This is a genomic window from Roseateles sp. GW823-FHT07B05 (assembly GCF_058794515.1).
Genome location: NZ_JBXAGX010000004.1, coordinates 92,032 through 107,379, shown reverse-complemented (window position 1 = coordinate 107,379; position 15,348 = coordinate 92,032). Strand labels below are relative to the sequence as shown.

Here is a 15,348-nt window from a genome sequence, read left to right as displayed (position 1 = left end):
ATGGCGGCGCGGCAGGTAGCAGCCCGCTGTGACCCCGACCGGCGCGTTACCAAAACTCCCAGCGTCCGGTGCGGATGACCCACACGCCCAGCATCGCGTTCGTCACCGCGTGCGCGATGACGGCCGTCCACAGCTTGCCGGTGCGGCGGTACAGCCAGGCGTAGGCCAGGCCGGCGACGATGGCGGCCAGCCACAGCGTGTGGGCGAGCGTGAAGACGAAGGTGGACAGCACGATGGCCTTGATGCCCACGGTCTGCGGGTCCACGCGCTCGAAGGCCGGGTTCTGCACCCAGCGCATCAGGAAGCTGCGCCAGAACAGCTCCTCCATGACCGGCACCACCAGCGCCGCGCCGATCAGCCGCAGCGCGATCAGCGGCCAGATGAGCTGGCCGTCGGCGTCCAGCGGCACGAAGCTGGCGGTGGCGCTGCCCAGCTGCATCCACGGCGCGTCCAGCTGCACCCACAGCGCGAACACGGCGATGCCGACGACGACGGCCCAGCCGGTCTCGCGCGCGTCTGGCAGGTTCTGCCGCACCAGCTCGCCGTAGCTGCGCCAGTAGTACGCCAGCAGGCCGGCAACGATGAGCGCCTGGCCGCCGTAGATCCAGCGGGTGTCGAGGCCCAGCGTGTCGGGCAGGTAGCCCCGCAGCGCCAGCAGCACCATGAAGACCACGAACGGGATGCAGCGGGCGAGGGCGGCGGGGCTGAGGGCGGGGGTGTCGGCAGGCATGTCGAGGCCCAGCTTAGCCCGGGGCAATGACAGCTTGAGGTGCCAGTGCCCCCAAGTCTCAGGGGGCGGAGGCTTTCAGTAGCCCGTCCTTGAATGCGACGAACACGCCGTTGGTCCAGCCGAAGCCGTCCTGCGTCTCGTACTCGCCGCCGCCGCCGGGGCGGTCCTCGGCGACGTCGTACTTCTCCAGCAGCCGGCCGGTGGCGAGATAGACACGGTGCACGCTGGCGCACCAGCGCGTGGCGATGTCACGGCCCAGGTCGCCGTGCCCGTGGCGTGCCAGGCCTTGCGCGGCCATCCACTGCAGCGGCGCCCAGCCGTTGGGGGCGTCCCACTGCTGGCCGGTGGCCAGCGCCGTCGTCAGCAGGCCGTTGGCGCCCAGCAGGTTGCGCCGCACCTGCGCAGCCATCGCGTCGGCCTGCGCCGGCGTGGCCAGGCCCATGTACAGCGGCACCAGCGCGGCGGCGGTCAGCGGGCGTGGGTCGGCGGCATCGCGCCAGTTCAGGTCGGCATAGTGACCTGGCCCCACGTCGGCACGCCAGAAGCGCGTCTGCAGCAGCTGGCGGCGCGTGGTGGCGCGGGCGTCGAAGGCCTGGGCCGTTGCCGTGTCACCGGCGCGCGCGGCGCCCAGTGCGATGGCGCTCTCCAGCCCGGCCAGCAGCGCGTTGAGGTCCACCGGCGCGAGCGCCGTGGTCTCGATGGTGGCGATGTCGGCCGGATCGGCGCACCAGCGGCCGGAGAAGTCCCAGCCGCTTTCGGCGCCGGCGCGCAGGTCGCGCCAGACCTGCTCGTGCGGCCGACCGCTGGCCTCGGCCGTCTCGACGTCCTCGCGCCAGCTTTCCTCGCGCGGCGTGCAGCGGTCGTCCCAGTAGCGGTTCAGCAGCGCGCCGTCGGCCAGCCGCACGACGCGGCGATGCGCCTGCCCCGGCGCCAGCGTGGCCTCGCCGGCCATCCAGAACGCGTGCTCGGCGCGCAGCGAGGCGAGGTGCGCCGCGAAGCCGGCGGCCGGGTCGTCGGCGTGCAGCAGTTCCACCATCTTGAAGAAGAACGGCGGCTGCGAGCGGCTCAGCATGTAGCTGCGGCTGGCGTTGGGCACGAATCCGTGCCGGGCGATCAGGTGCGCGAAGTTGGCGAGCATGTCCTCGGCCAGGTCGCGCCGGCCGTCGGCCACCAGGCCCAGCATCGTGAAGTAGCTGTCCCAGTAGTACAGCTCGCGGAAGCGCCCGCCGGGCACCACGTAGGGGTGGGGCAGCGGCAGCAGGCTGTCACCCTGCTGCGCCTGTGTGTGCTCGCGCACCAGCAGCGGCCATAGCGCGCGGATGTGCTCGCGGATGCCCAGCTGCGGGCCGCTGACGGCGTCGTGGCCGGGCAGCACGAAGTGGGCATGGACGAAGTCGGCCAGCGAGAAGCCGGGCAGGCGGTGTTCGGCGTCGAAGCGGGCGCGGATCAGCGCCGGCGACGTGCGCGGCCGGGCATCGACAAAGCTCTTGCCGTCGCCGAACACGCGGCCCATCTGCACGGCGACGAACAGCTCGCCGTACAACTCGTGGGGCGTGGCCGCGGCGCTTTGTGTGACGGTGGCATGGAGGGGCGCAGCGGCGAACAGGTCGCCGGGGCGCGGGGAGGAGGAGGTCATGGGGCGAGATGCCGGCGCAGGCGCGTCAGCGCGAGCGCGAGGGCGGCGGTGGGAACGAGGAGCAGGCCGAAGGCGGTGAGGCCGTCGAACGCGACGAACAGGCGGCCGGTGATGAAGCTGCCGAGCGTGCCGCCCAGCGCCGAGAACACGACGATGAGGCCGGTCATGGCCGCGTGCTGGCGCTGCGGCAGCGCGCTGAGCATGGCGGAGTTGATGGCCGGGTAGATGGGCGCCAGCAGCAGGCCCGTCAGCGGCAGCAGGTAGGCCGCGGGCGGCGCGTTGAACCAGCCGACGTCGGCGCCCAGCGGCGCAACGTGGCGCGCCAGCGGCAGCGTGACGAGGATGAGCGCGGCGATGCCCACGAGGCAGCCGATGACCACGGCGAACCAGCCCAGCCGGCCGATGACGGCGGCGCTGGTGAGGCGCCCCAGCGCCGTGGTGGCCGGCATGATGACGGCCAGGCCCACGCTCATGGCGGTGGGCAGGTGCAGCACCTCGTTGTTGAAGCTGGGCAGCCAGGTCGAGATGCCCTGCTCGATGAGTACGTACAGGAAGGCCGACAGCAGGAACACGACGACGAGCGCCATGTGCAGCAGCGGCGCCATCGCGGTGAGGTCGTCTCGCAGCGTGGTGCCGGGTGACTGGATGGGGCCTTCGTCCAGCGGGCTGACGAGCAGCAGCACGAACGCGCCGGCGGCGATGGCCGCGAGCAGCGGGTAGACCTGCAGCCAGCCGGTGCCGTCGGCGTGTGCCGCCTGGCTGAACAGCAGGAAGCCGCCCAGCACGCCGACCATGAACAGGCCTTCCAGCAGGTTCGTGAAGCGCGCGTGGCCGGCGCGGTCGTGCGTGACGAGGCCGATCATGGAGTAGGCCGACACCTTCACGAGCGCGAAGCCGGCGCCCAGCGTGCAGAACAGCAGCTTGATGGCCCAGAAGGCGGACAGCACCGGCATGGCCAGGCACGTCGCGCCGACGGCGGCGAGGGCCAGCAGCATGGAGGTCTTCAGGCCCAGCCGGGGCAGCAGCGACGCGACGAGGAAGGACGTGATGGCGATGGGGAGGTCCTTCCACGCGTCCAGCAGGGCGGCATCGGCGCGGGCGACGCCCAGGGTCTGCACGACGAGCAGGTTCACGGCACCGACGCTGTTCAGCAGGGCGCCGAACAGCATGTAGGTGAGGATGATGGCGAGGCGGATGCGCAAGGTGCCGGTGGGCTTCATCGTCGTCTCGGCGGTGAGGGAGTGGGTCATGAGTGTGAGGGGGCGGCTTGGCGCGGGAGGCCCATGCCGGGACGTCGCCCCGGCGGGCGACCTTCTTTTTGAGCGACCAAAAAGAAGGCAAAAAGTCGCCCCCGATCCGCCCGGCCCTTTGCTTCGCAGCGGGCTGTCCTGCGCTGCTCAGGCCTTGAGGGCCCGCGCAAAACTCGCTTCGCTACGCTGCGCTCAAACAGCTGCGCGGTGTCAGTTGTTGAAGCGTGCTGCGCACGCGCCCTCAAGGCCTTGCGCTGCTCGGCGGGCTCAAAGGGGGAGTGAATGAACAGCCGCTGCCAGGCGGCTTTCGGGCTTGGCAGCGGGTTCATGGGCGCTCAGAACTGGAAGCCCACCGACAGCTCGTAGGCCCGCCCGAACAACGGCCGCGCCAGGAACACGCCGTCCTGCCCCACGCCCTGGCCCGGCACGCGGAAGTTGCCCTCCGTCAGGCCGATCTTGTTGGTCAGGTTGGTGCCGGTCAGCCGCACCTCCAGCCCGTTGTCCATCGTGAATACCGCACCGGCGTCGACCGTCCGGTACTTCGGCAGCTTCAGCGTGTTGGTCTGGTCGGCGAAGCGCTCGCCCACGTGGCTGAACGTCGCGAACGCGCGGAACTGGCCCAGGTCCGTCTGCGTCTGCCAGCTGGGCGTGAGGCGGGCCTGGAACTTGGGCGCGCGCTCGACGCGGTTGCCGCTGTACTGCTGGAAGTCGCGGTACTTGGCGTCCTGGAAGTTGCCCGTTGCGGCGACCTCGAAGCCGTAGCCGGGGCGCAGCGCCAGCTCGAACTCCACGCCCGTGGCCTTGCTGCTGGGGCGCAGCACGACGTTGCCGGCGTTGGTGAACTGCTGCGTCTGCGAGTTGGTCAGGCGGTTCTGGTAGGCCGTCAGGAAGGCGCTGTAGAGCTTGGTGGCGGTCTTCAGGCCGATCTCGTACTGCGTGATGTCCTCCACCGAGTCGCGGCTCTCGTTGGCGCCGCGGCCGCGCAGCACGTCGAAGTCGGGCAGGCGGTGGCCCTTGTTGGCGCGCACGAACGCGCTGAACTCGCGGCTGAACGCGTAGTTGGCGCCGGCCGTGAACGAGCTGCGGCTGAGTTTGCTGTCGATCAGCGTGTTGGTGCCGTTGAAGTACGACAGGTTGTTGTTGTGCAGCGTGGTCGGGTCGTTGTCCAGGTCGCCGCTGCTGACGTTGGCGATGGTGCCGGTGATGCGCTGCGTCTCGCGGCGTGCGCCCAGGTCCACGCGCAGCTCCTTGTTCAGCTGCCACTCGTCGGCGATGAAGAAGGCGCGGGTGTTGCCGCTGTAGTTCGCGTCCAGGTTGAACGAGAACGGCGGCGGCACGAAGCCGTTGCGTGACACCTTGACGCCGTTGTCCAGCGCCACGTCGATGAGGCGGGCGTGCGACTGCACCGTCATCAGCTGCGCCTGGCCCAGCGTCCACTGGTCGTGCGAGCTGTAGCCGGCGAGGTACAGGCCGACAGTGAGGTTGTTGCCCGGCGCGATCTCGCGGGACAGGCGCGTCTCGTTGCTCGTCGAGCGCAGCGCCTTGTCCACCACCCACATGCCGTTGACGATGACCGGCGTGGTGCCCGCCACGGCGCCGCCGCCGTTGGTGAACGTGGCCGTGCCGGTGGTGGCCGCGCGGCCTGCCGCTGCGACGACGGCGGCATCGGCGTTCGCCGCCGTGACCTGCGACGTGATGTAGCTCGCCAGCGTCTGCGGGTTGGCGCCGGAGAACAGCGCGTAGGTGGGTGTGTCGCCGGTGGTGTGGCTGAGCTTGTTGGTCAGCGTCCAGTCGCCGAGCTTGGTGTCGAGGTTGGCGCCGTAGGTCTGCACGTCGGCACCGCGGCCGTCGGCCAGGTCCTTGGTGACGGTGCTGCGCTGGACGGTGTTGCCCACGAGGCGGCCCGTCTCCAGCACGATGTTGCGCAGCTCGTTGCCGTAGAAGTAGTCCTTGCTGGCGTTGAAGCCGGGGTAGCTGGACACGCTCTTGCCATCGGCGCCGCCCACCACCGGGATGGCCGTGAAGAAGGCGTTGCGGTCGCGCAGCGCGCGGGCGTAGAGCTGCAGGCTGCCGTTGTCCAGCTTGCGGCTCAGCACGACGCTGGCCTGGCCGCCGTCGTCGGCCGGGAACTGCGTGTCACGCACGCCGTCGCTCTGGCGCCAGAAGCCGCCCACCATGACGTTCCAGTCGCCGCTGAGCTTGCCGGCATAGACGCCGTCGATGCGCTTGAGGTTGCCTGAGCCGGTGGTGATGCGCAGGCCCGCCTCGGGGTTGCGGCCGTCCTTCTGGATGAAGTTGACCGTCACGCCCGGCTGGCCGCTGCCGAACACGGGGCTGGGGCCGCCGCGCAGCACTTCCATGCGCTCGATGGTGTCGTCCAGGCGGAACAGCTGCGAGTGCTCGAAGAAGCTCAGCGTGGGCAGGTGGTACAGCGGCGCGCCGTTGAGCTGGAACGTCGAGTAGGGGCCGTCACCGGGTGTCGGGAAGCCGCGCACGCGGATGTTGGCGCCGGCCTGGCCGCCGGACGTCTCGACAAAGATGCCGGGCACGGTCTTCAGGATATCGGCCGTGCTCGTGGGCGCGGCGGCCTTGATCTGTTCCTCCGTGGCGGTCGTGATGGAGAAGCCGGCCTCCAGCTTGCGCACGCCTTCGCGGCGCGCCGTGCCGGTGACGACGACGGCCTCGAGTTCCTTGACCTCGGGGGAGGGCTCGGCGGCCTTCGCGGCGGGGGCGACAGGGGCGGTCTGTTGGGCCAGTGCGGCGCCGCACAGCACGGCAGCGGCCAGCGCGATCAGCTGGGGACGAAAGCGGATGCCGGCGCGCGGCGCGGCGAGGGAGGTGGGCATGGATGTCTCCGTTGGTTGTTGTCGTGGCAGCGCTGAACCCGTCCGCTCGCAGGCGGCGGCGCGTCCAGCGCGTCCCATCCCAAAAGCCGGCGCGGCCGTCACCGACTTTCGATGGGGCGGACTTTGCGGGCAAATGTTATCGATGTCATTTGGGTAAACACCAGTGTGGCGAGCGACTGACATCGATGACATCGATTGCGGTCCGAATGACAGCGCTGGCCGGTGGTGGCGGCCCGCCGCGCCGCCAGCAAAAAGGGCGCCCGAAGGCGCCCTTTGAGGGGGAGGCCGGGCGTCAGCCGAGCTGGGCCAGGCTCGCCTCGATCCTGGCCTTGGTGGCCGGCAGCGCGGCCGGCAGATGGTGGGCCAGCTGTGCGAACAGCTCGTCGTGCAGCTTCATCTCGGCCTGCCACTCGGCGGCGTCGATGCGCGTGACGGCCTCGAATTGGGCCGGCGTGAAGTTCAGCCCTTGCCAGTTCAGGTCGTCATAGCCCGGCGTCACGCCGAACACGTGCTCCTGGCCGCCGCCGGTGCCTTCCAGGCGGTCCAGCATCCACTTCAGCACGCGCATGTTCTCGCCGTAGCCGGGCCAGACGAACTTGCCATCCGCGCCCTTGCGGAACCAGTTGACGCAGTAGATGGCCGGCAGCTTGGCGCCCGCGGCTTCGAGCTTGGCGCCCAGGTCCAGCCAGTGCTGGAAGTAGTCGCTCATGTTGTAGCCCATGAACGGCAGCATCGCGAACGGGTCGCGGCGCACCACGCCCTGCTGGCCGGCGGCGGCGGCGGTGGTCTCGCTGCCCATCGTGGCGGCCATGTAGACGCCTTCGGTCCAGTTGCGTGCCTCGGTTACCAGCGGCACGGTCGTCGAGCGGCGGCCGCCGAAGATGAAGGCGTCGATGGCCACACCGGCGGGGTTGTCCCAGTTCTCGTCGAGCGCCGGGTTGTTGGTGGCGGCCACCGTGAAGCGGGCGTTGGGGTGTGCGGCCTTGGCGCCGGTCTCCTTGGCGATCGCGGGCGTCCAGTCCTTGCCCTGCCAGTCGATGCAGTGGGCGGGCGGCGTGTCGGTCATGCCTTCCCACCAGACGTCGCCGTCATCGGTCAGCGCCACGTTCGTGAAGATCACGTCGCGCGCCAGGCTGGCCATGCAGTTGGGGTTGGTGTGCGAGTTGGTGCCCGGCGCCACGCCGAAGTAACCCGCCTCGGGGTTGATGGCGTACAGGCGGCCGTCGGCGCCCGGCTTGATCCAGGCGATGTCGTCGCCGATGGTCGTGACCTTCCAGCCGTTGAACGCGGCCGGCGGGATCAGCATCGCGAAGTTGGTCTTGCCGCAGGCGCTGGGGAAAGCGGCGGCGACGTGCGACTTCTTGCCCGACGGGCTTTCGACGCCCAGCACCAGCATGTGCTCGGCCAGCCAGCCCTGGTCGCGGCCCATCGTCGACGCGATGCGCAGCGCGAAGCACTTCTTGCCCAGCAGCGCGTTGCCGCCGTAGCCCGAGCCGTAGCTCCAGATCTCGCGCGTCTCGGGGTAGTGGACGATGTACTTGGTCTTGTTGCAGGGCCAGGACACGTCGGCCTGGCCGGCTTCCAGTGGCGCGCCCACGGTGTGCACGCAGGGCACGAAGTCGCCATCGGTGCCGAGCAACTCGATGACGGCGCGGCCCATGCGCGTCATCGTGCGCATGTTGACGGCCACGTAGGGGCTGTCGCTCAGCTCCACGCCGATGTGGGCGATGGGGCTGCCCAGCGGGCCCATGCTGAACGGCACGACGTACAGCGTGCGGCCCTTCATGCAGCCCTTGAACAGCGCGTTCTCACCGGTCTGCAGCAGCGCGCGCATGTCGGCCGGGGCCATCCAGTTGTTGGTGGGGCCGGCGTCATCCTTCTTCTCGGAGCAGATGAAGGTGCGGTCTTCCACGCGGGCGACGTCGCTGGGGTCCGACGTGGCCAGGAAGCTGCCCGGGCGCAGCGCGGGGTTCAGCTTCTTGAACGTGCCGGCGGCCACCAGTTGGTCGCACAGGCGCTGGTACTCGTCGGTGCTGCCGTCGCACCAGTAGACGTCGGCGGCCTCGGTCAGCGCCGCGATCTCGGCGACCCAGGCGATCAGCTTGGCGTTCTTGACGTAGGCGGGCAGGTTCAGGCGCAGGCCCTGCATCACGGGTTGGTTCATGGGGAAAGCTCCAATCATGGGGATGTGTTTGGGGCAGCCGGCGGAGCTGGCCCAAGCACACGGGCCTGGGGGCAGGATTGTGGAATCCAATGTAATCACGCCGTAACCACCGAGACGGGTGGGCCCATGCAAAACCGGAATAACTCCATGCTGGTGCGCGATTGCGCTCACGAAATTCGCGAAGTGCTGCTGGCGGCAGAGCGAAGTTTCGTGAAACTCGATGCAACTATCGGGCGCGAACGCCGCCGTTGACGTGGCGGCCGGGGGGGCGTGGGCCGCCGGGCTGCTGTCTGTCCGGTCGGTGTGAGCCTCCTGGGGCGCGCCCGCTTGCCTTGAGAGGGCAGTCGTCCTACAACTTCGGTGTGGCCCGCCGCTCATGACGGTACGGCAGCCACACCCGGAGGACGTGACCATGACCCACAGCTTTCATTGGTCCCGGCTGGCTGAGATTGACGAGGCCGCGCCCGTCGAGCCGGTGGCGTTCCCGACCCGCTCCGAGGTAGCGGTCCTCAGGCGCAACCTGAAGCGGCTGCGCAGCCAGTTGGCCAGCCCGCTCAGCGGCGCCGTGCCGACGCTGAAGCCCCGCCAGAGAAGCCGGACGCGCTAGCGTTGCGCAGCGCGGCCACGCGCCGCGCAACGCCGGCATGCCCGTTGACGAGGGCGATGCCGGCCAGCACGCCGGCGCCGCCCGCGATGAAGCCGGGCGTGGGCTCGTCGCCCAGCAGCGCCATGCCCAGCAGCACGCCGAACAGCGGCGTCAGGAACGCGAACACGCCCAGCTGCGAAGCCAGGTAGCGGCGCAGCAGCCAGCACCACGCCAGGAAGCTCGCGAACGACACGACCAGGGCCTGGAAGGCCAGATGCGCCCACACCTGCGCCGTGGGTTCGAAATGCAATTGCCCCGTCAGCGTCGCGGCCGGCAGCAGCAGCACGAAGGCGCCCAGCAGCTGGTACAGCAGCGTCTCGGTGGCCGGCGCCGCAGCAAGGCTGGAGCAGCGCAGCGTGACCGTCGTTGCGCCCCAGGCGGCGCCGCCGGCCAGAGCCAGCAGGTCGCCGCGCAGCGCGCCGTCGCCGGGACCGCCGAAGAAAGCCACCGCGATGCCGCTGAAGGCCAGCGCGATGCCCACCCACTGCAGCGGCGCCAGCCGCTCGGCCGGCAGCCTGAGGTGCAGGCCCAGCGCGGCGAACAGCGGCGCCGTGTACAGGAAGATGACGACGTGCGAGGCCTGCGTCAGCTGCAGCGCCTGGGCCACCAGCAGGTACTCCAGGCCGAACAGCGCGCCGGCCAGCAGCCCCGGCTTCCAGCGCCGGCGCTGCGGCGCCTCGCCACGGTGGCGCATCAGCAGGGCCAACAGTGCCAGCGCGATGCCTGAGCGCAGTGCCACCATCAGCATCGGGCTGGCCTCGGCAGCCACGGCCTTCAGCGAGATCTGCTGCAGGCTCCAGAGCAGGCACAGCAGCGTCATCGCGGCGGCGGCGCGGCTGTCGACAGGGGTGGGCGAGGTGGGCATGGCGCCACTGTGCGCGCCGGGCTGCGCGCCGAAAAGCTCATAATTCGCCGGGCAACCCTGAGGTTTTCGAAACCATGCGCGACCTGCAGATCGACTGGCTGAAGTGCTTCGTCGCCGCGGTCGATGGCGGCTCGCTGTCGGCCGCGGCGGCGGCGGTGCACCGCTCCCCGTCTGCCGTCAGCATGCAGATCAGCAAGCTGGAGAGCGCCGTGGGCCACGTGCTGCTGCGGCGCGGCCCGCGCCTGCTGGCGCTGACGCACGAAGGCCAGACGCTGCTGGGCTACGCCCGCCGCATGCTGGACCTGCAGGCCGAAGCCCAGGCCGCGCTGCAGGGCGAGGCCCTCTCCGGCGTCGTGCGCCTGGGCGTGCCGGACGACTATGCGAGCAAGTACCTCACCCCGGTGCTCAAGCGCTTCGCGCCCCGGCATGGTGGTGTCGAGATCCAGCTCGATTGCGAGCAGTCCACCGCGCTGATCCCGCGTGTGCAGCGCGGCGAGCTGGACCTCGCGCTGGTGTCGCGCGACCACGCACGGCGCGGCACGCTGCTGTTCCACGAGCCCATGGTGTGGGTGGGCTCACCGCAGTTCGACGTGTGGACGCGCAACCCGCTGCCGATTGCCGTCTACGAGGCCGAGAGCCTGGGCCGACGAAGTGCCATCAACGCGCTGGCACTGCAGGGGCGGCCGTACAAGGTGGTCTACAACAGCTCCAACCTCGCCGGCCAGATCGCGGCCGTCGAGAGCGGCCTGGCCGTGGCGGTGCTGACGCAGTGCAGCGCACCGCCGCATCTGCAAGTGCTGGGCGCCGAGCATGGCCTGGGGCCGCTGGAGCCCATGCAGGTGGCCGTCTACCGCAGCCAGGCGTCCAGGGGCAACAAGGCGGTGGACATCCTGCAGCAGATGCTGGTGCAGACGTTGCGGCAGGCGGGCGCCTAAGCCAGTCAACGCGACGGCTTCAGCCGTGCCAGCGTTTCGACGCGCGGCGCACCACCTCGGGCAGCAGGTGGTTCTCCGCCTCGACGCGGCGCAGCCAGGCCGCGTCGTTGCCCACGCCGTTGATCTCGCGCCGGATGTACTGCAGCGCGGCCTCGGCGCGCAGGTCGCCGGCGTGCGTGTCCAGCTTGCTGAGCACGCTGATGAGGTCGTCGCGCAGCACGCGGTGCTCGCCGGTCTCGGGGTCGACGAAGGTGCCGTCCAGCCCGAAGCGGCAGGCCTGGAAGCGGTTGAAGGTGTAGGGCAGGTAGTCGTCCTCGCTGAGCGTGAACGGCTTGGCGACGGTGATCCAGCGCGCCAGGCACTGGATGAAGCCGGCGATGGCGGCCGCCTTCTCGATGGTCAGCGGCGTGTCCAGCACGCGGACCTCGATGGTGCCGAACTCCGGCTTGGGGCGGATGTCCCAGTAGAAGTCCTTCATGCCCGAGACGACGCCGGTGCGCGTCATCTTGGTGAAGTAGCGCTCGAAATCGGTCCAGTTCTGCACGAACGGCGCGCGGCCCGACAGCGGGAAGGCGAACACCGAGTTCAGCCGCGCGGAGTCGAAGCCCGTGTCCTCGCCTTGCACGAATGGTGACGACGCGGCCAGCGCGATCAGGTGCGGGATGAAGCGGCTCATGCCGTGCAGCAGCACCAGCGCCTCGTCGGCGCTCGGGCAGCCGATGTGCACGTGCTGGCCGAAGATGGTGAACTGCTTGGACAGGTAGCCGTACAGCGACGACAGCTCGTGAAAGCGCGGCGTCTCGAAGATGCGCTGGCGCTTCCAGTGCTGGAAGGGGTGGGTGCCGCCGCCGCACAGGCTCACGTCCAGCCGCTCGGCGCAGTCCACCAGCGCATCGCGGATCTGGCCCAGCTCCGACAGCACCTGGCCAAAGCCGGTGCACACGCCGGTCGACAGCTCGATCATGCTGCTGGTGATCTCGGGCGTCACGTTGCCGGGGATGCTGTGCTTCTTCATCAGCCGCAGCAGGTCGCCCGACACGGGGGCGAGGTCGTAGTCGTCGTTGTTGACGATCTGCAGTTCCAGCTCCACGCCGAGCGTGAGCGGTTGTGATGTGGAGAAAACGCCGAGGCTCATTCGCTCGCCTCCTTCTTTTGCCGGGTACGCCGCGGCGCCGGGGGTAGTTCGCCCGCCAGGCGCAGCGCGAACTGCACGGCGATGGGCCCGATCAGCTCGAGCACGGCGATGCTGGCCAGGATGATGGGCACGGCACCGGCCGCCAGCTGGGCTTCGGCGCGCATCAGCTCGCTGAGCATCACCAGCGCCGTCGCGGACAGCGGCGTCATCGTGATGGCCAGTGACAGGCCTTGCCGCCAGGTGGATTTGGCGGCAGGGGCCAGCGCGACGATGGCGACCGCCTTGGCCAGGAAGCGCGCCGCCAGCAGCGCCAGCGCCGCAAAGCCACCCGCCACCAGCACCGAGGGCGACCAGGCCGAGCCGACGATGACGAACAGCATCAACACCAGCGCGCCGCCCGACGTGCCGAAGTGGCGCGGCCACACCCACGGCCGCTCGCTGGTGTTGCGCAGCAGCAGGCCGGCCAGCAGCGGCATCAGCAGCGTGGACACGCCGATGGACCGCGCCGCGACGATGGCGAACGCGACCAGGCCGAACAGCAGCAGCGCGGCGCTCTCGTTGCGCAGGTCCAGCCGGCGTGCGGCCAGGTAGACGGCGCCGGCCAGCAGCGCGGCCACGCCCAGCGTCGTCAGCAGCGAGATGGCCAGGCCGGCCAGCGCCTGCGGCAGGCTGCCGCCGTCGTCGGCCGCCCACCAGGTGCGCATCAACGTCAGCGCGACGATGGCGTAGCCGGTGTTCAGCGCCGTCAGCAGTTGCGCGCGCTGCGTCACCTGGCCCGCGGCGCCCAGCTCCAGCGACACGCGGCCCGACACGGCGGCCGGCGCCGGCATGGCCAGGATGGCGCAGGCCATGGCCGTAGGCCAGCCCACGTCGAACCATCGCAGCACGACCGCCACGGCCGCGGCGCTCAGCAGCGATTCGGCCAGGCTGGTGGCCAGCAGGCCCGGGTTGCGGCGCAGCCAGCGCAGGTTCACGCGGCTGCCGATCTCGAACAGCAGCAGGCCTAGCGCCAGGTCGGTCACGGTCTGCGCCGCGCCGCTCAGCGGCAGCGCCACGCCGTGGCCGAACGCGGCCGCAAGGCAGCCCGCCAGCGTGTAGCCCACCACGCGCGGCAGCCGCGTCGTGGCGGCAATGAACTCACCGGCCAGTGCGCCCGCAAGCAGTACGCCGACGATGAACATCAGCTCGCTGGACGGCGTGACGGCAAGGCCCGCCCACACCCTGGCGCCGCTGTCGAGTGCAGTCATGCGCTCTCCCTTCAGGAAACAGGGCCGCAGCCTAGTGGCGTGCAGGGATGCGCCGTGTAGGCCAAGACGCCGAAATGACCCGCCGTGCGTTCGGGACAATGGGCCCCATGCAGGTCCTCAGCATCAACACCGCCCGCGTCGAGCATTTCGTCGCCACCAACGGCGAGCGTCTCGCGTCCGCCATCCGCAAGCGCCCGCGTGACGGCCGCATCGCCGTGGGGCCGCTTGGCCTCGCCGGCGACGAGCAGGCCGACCCCAGTGTGCACGGCGGCCTGAGCAAGGCCGTCTACGCCTACCCGCAGGAGCATTACGCCGTCTGGGCCTCGATGCGCCAGCAGGCCCAGGTGGACGGCGAGCTGCCGCCGGGCAGTCTGGGCGAGAACCTGACGATCAGCGGCCTGCTGGAGACGCGCGCGTGGATTGGCGACGTGCTGCGCTTTCCTGACTGCGAGCTGGTCGTGTCGGAGCCGCGCCAGCCCTGCTTCAAGCTGGCCGCGCACCTGGGCTTCGCGCACGCCGTGAAGATGATGGCGCAGAGCGGCTACTGCGGCTTCTACCTGGCCGTGAAGCGCGAGGGGACGATCGCCGCCGGCGAGGCCTTCGAGCTGCTGCCGGGGCCGCGCGAGGTCGGCATCGCCGAGCTCTTCAAAGCCAAGATGCGCAGGAAGGCATGACGCGCCGCCGCGCGCTGCTGGCCGCCGCCGGGCTGCTGCCGTTCGCGGCACATGCCGGCCCGACACTGAAGGTCGGACCGCGCCAGGCCGTCAAGTCGCTGGCTGCCGCCGCGCGGCAGGCGAAGGACGGCACGCTCGTCGAGGTGGAGGCGGGCGACTACATCGCCGACGTGGCCGCCTGGCCGCAGCACGACCTGACCCTGCGCGCCGTGGGCGGCCGTGTGCGTGTCATTGCGGCGGGTGCGCACGTGCAGGGCAAGGGCCTGTTCGTGACGACCGGCGAGCGTCAGCGCATCGAGGGCTTCGACTTCATCGGCTGTTCGGTGCCCGATCGCAACGGCGCTGGCATCCGGCTGGAGGCGGGCTCGCTGACGCTGGTGGACTGCGGCTTCCGCGACAACGAGAACGGCCTGCTGACGGCCAACGACGAGCGCATCACGCTGGACCTCGTGGACTGCGAGTTCGGCCCCATCCCGCGGCGCGACGGCAAGACGCACAACCTCTACGTCGGCGCCATCGGCCGGCTGGCCATGACCGGCAGCTACGTGCATGGCGGCATGCTGGGACACCTGCTGAAGAGTCGCGCGGCCGTCAACCACATCCTCTACAACCGCCTCACCGACGAGATCGGCGGCCGCGCCAGCTACGAGCTGGAGTTTCCCAACGGCGGCGTTGCCGTCGTCATGGGCAACCTGCTGATGCAGAGCTCGACCACCGAGAACCCGCACGTCATCTCGTTCGGCGCCGAGGGCGGCTCATGGATCAGGCAGGCGCTCTATCTCGTGCACAACACGCTGGTGGACCAGCGGCCCGGCGGCGGCATCTGGCTGCGCGTGTCGCCGCGCGAGACCGACGTGGTGCTGGCCAACAACCTGCTGGTGGGCGCGCCGCAGCTCGCCGCCGAGGGCCACTGGACGCGCCGCGCCAACCAGCGAGCGGACTGGGACGAGTTCGTGCAGGCCCAGCGCGAGGACTTCCGCCTCAAGCCCGGGTCGTCGCTGCGCGGCAAGGCGCAAGACGCGGGCGAGGGTGGCGGCCTGAGGCTGAGCCCGACGCGCGAGTACCGCCACCCGCACACCACCGTGGCGCTGGCCGGGCCGGCCAGGCACCCCGGCGCGTTCCAGTAGGCCCCTCGCCCAGCCTCACCCGGCTGAACGCCGGTGCGCCTGGTCGGTCCCCCACGGGGACGGCGATGCTCGCGGAGCGTGCCCCGCTCGCAC

At 70.4% G+C, this 15,348-nt stretch carries 11 protein-coding genes; 3 read left to right on the top strand and 8 right to left on the bottom strand.

Going from position 1 to position 15,348, the window contains the following annotated elements:
- Positions 1 to 46: 46 nt before the first annotated feature.
- The 6 genes from AC1Q7O_RS10840 to AC1Q7O_RS10815 all read right to left on the bottom strand — a co-directional run bounded on the left by AC1Q7O_RS10840 (position 47) and on the right by AC1Q7O_RS10815 (position 10,137).
- Positions 47 to 730 (bottom strand): CAAX prenyl protease-related protein, encoded by a 684-nt coding sequence (locus AC1Q7O_RS10840; RefSeq protein ID WP_492659420.1) that lies wholly within the window; start codon positions 728 to 730, stop codon positions 47 to 49.
- Between the two features lie 58 nt (positions 731 to 788).
- Positions 789 to 2,366: an alpha,alpha-trehalase TreF gene (gene treF, locus AC1Q7O_RS10835; protein ID WP_492659419.1), complete on the bottom strand. Its 1,578-nt coding sequence runs from the start codon at positions 2,364 to 2,366 to the stop codon at positions 789 to 791.
- Positions 2,363 to 3,616, bottom strand: coding sequence for an MFS transporter (locus AC1Q7O_RS10830; protein ID WP_492659418.1), 1,254 nt, complete (start codon positions 3,614 to 3,616; stop codon positions 2,363 to 2,365). The genes treF and AC1Q7O_RS10830 overlap by 4 nt, the downstream gene beginning before the upstream one ends.
- Before the next feature lie 335 nt (positions 3,617 to 3,951).
- Positions 3,952 to 6,462: a TonB-dependent receptor gene (locus AC1Q7O_RS10825; RefSeq protein ID WP_492659417.1), complete on the bottom strand. Its 2,511-nt coding sequence runs from the start codon at positions 6,460 to 6,462 to the stop codon at positions 3,952 to 3,954.
- 292 nt (positions 6,463 to 6,754) lie between these two features.
- On the bottom strand, positions 6,755 to 8,626 hold the full coding sequence (locus AC1Q7O_RS10820; RefSeq protein WP_492659416.1) for a phosphoenolpyruvate carboxykinase (GTP): 1,872 nt from the start codon (positions 8,624 to 8,626) through the stop codon (positions 6,755 to 6,757).
- 554 nt (positions 8,627 to 9,180) lie between these two features.
- The gene (locus AC1Q7O_RS10815; RefSeq protein WP_492659415.1) at positions 9,181 to 10,137 is read right to left on the bottom strand and encodes a DMT family transporter; all 957 of its coding nucleotides are present in this window, start codon (positions 10,135 to 10,137) and stop codon (positions 9,181 to 9,183) included.
- 74 nt (positions 10,138 to 10,211) lie between these two features.
- Between AC1Q7O_RS10815 and AC1Q7O_RS10810 the strand changes: the two genes are divergently transcribed.
- A complete protein-coding gene (locus AC1Q7O_RS10810; RefSeq protein ID WP_492659414.1) occupies positions 10,212 to 11,072 on the top strand; it encodes a LysR family transcriptional regulator in 861 nt (286 codons plus the stop codon).
- Positions 11,073 to 11,091: 19 nt separating this feature from the next.
- On the opposite strand, the gene AC1Q7O_RS10805 is transcribed toward AC1Q7O_RS10810, so the two are convergent.
- Positions 11,092 to 12,207, bottom strand: coding sequence for a YbdK family carboxylate-amine ligase (locus AC1Q7O_RS10805; RefSeq protein WP_492659413.1), 1,116 nt, complete (start codon positions 12,205 to 12,207; stop codon positions 11,092 to 11,094).
- Positions 12,204 to 13,454: a cation:proton antiporter gene (locus AC1Q7O_RS10800; protein WP_492659412.1), complete on the bottom strand. Its 1,251-nt coding sequence runs from the start codon at positions 13,452 to 13,454 to the stop codon at positions 12,204 to 12,206. Before AC1Q7O_RS10800 ends, AC1Q7O_RS10805 begins: the two co-directional genes overlap by 4 nt.
- 107 nt (positions 13,455 to 13,561) lie before the next feature.
- On the opposite strand from AC1Q7O_RS10800, the gene AC1Q7O_RS10795 reads away from it, so the two are divergent.
- Complete coding sequence (locus AC1Q7O_RS10795) at positions 13,562 to 14,128, top strand: MOSC domain-containing protein (protein WP_492659411.1); 567 nt, start codon at positions 13,562 to 13,564, stop codon at positions 14,126 to 14,128.
- On the top strand, positions 14,125 to 15,255 hold the full coding sequence (locus tag AC1Q7O_RS10790; protein ID WP_492659410.1) for a right-handed parallel beta-helix repeat-containing protein: 1,131 nt from the start codon (positions 14,125 to 14,127) through the stop codon (positions 15,253 to 15,255). Before AC1Q7O_RS10795 ends, AC1Q7O_RS10790 begins: the two co-directional genes overlap by 4 nt.
- Positions 15,256 to 15,348 lie beyond the last annotated feature (93 nt).

Excerpts from the sequence above, each read along its gene's own strand:
- AC1Q7O_RS10840 (WP_492659420.1), bottom strand. The coding sequence starts at position 730 with ATGCCTGCCGACACCCCCGCCCTCAGCCCCGCCGCCCTCGCCCGCTGC.
- treF (WP_492659419.1), bottom strand. The coding sequence starts at position 2,366 with ATGACCTCCTCCTCCCCGCGCCCCGGCGACCTGTTCGCCGCTGCGCCC.
- AC1Q7O_RS10830 (WP_492659418.1), bottom strand. The coding sequence starts at position 3,616 with ATGACCCACTCCCTCACCGCCGAGACGACGATGAAGCCCACCGGCACC.
- AC1Q7O_RS10825 (WP_492659417.1), bottom strand. The coding sequence starts at position 6,462 with ATGCCCACCTCCCTCGCCGCGCCGCGCGCCGGCATCCGCTTTCGTCCC.
- AC1Q7O_RS10820 (WP_492659416.1), bottom strand. The coding sequence starts at position 8,626 with ATGAACCAACCCGTGATGCAGGGCCTGCGCCTGAACCTGCCCGCCTAC.
- AC1Q7O_RS10815 (WP_492659415.1), bottom strand. The coding sequence starts at position 10,137 with ATGCCCACCTCGCCCACCCCTGTCGACAGCCGCGCCGCCGCCGCGATG.
- AC1Q7O_RS10810 (WP_492659414.1), top strand. The coding sequence starts at position 10,212 with ATGCGCGACCTGCAGATCGACTGGCTGAAGTGCTTCGTCGCCGCGGTC.
- AC1Q7O_RS10805 (WP_492659413.1), bottom strand. The coding sequence starts at position 12,207 with ATGAGCCTCGGCGTTTTCTCCACATCACAACCGCTCACGCTCGGCGTG.
- AC1Q7O_RS10800 (WP_492659412.1), bottom strand. The coding sequence starts at position 13,454 with ATGACTGCACTCGACAGCGGCGCCAGGGTGTGGGCGGGCCTTGCCGTC.
- AC1Q7O_RS10795 (WP_492659411.1), top strand. The coding sequence starts at position 13,562 with ATGCAGGTCCTCAGCATCAACACCGCCCGCGTCGAGCATTTCGTCGCC.
- AC1Q7O_RS10790 (WP_492659410.1), top strand. The coding sequence starts at position 14,125 with ATGACGCGCCGCCGCGCGCTGCTGGCCGCCGCCGGGCTGCTGCCGTTC.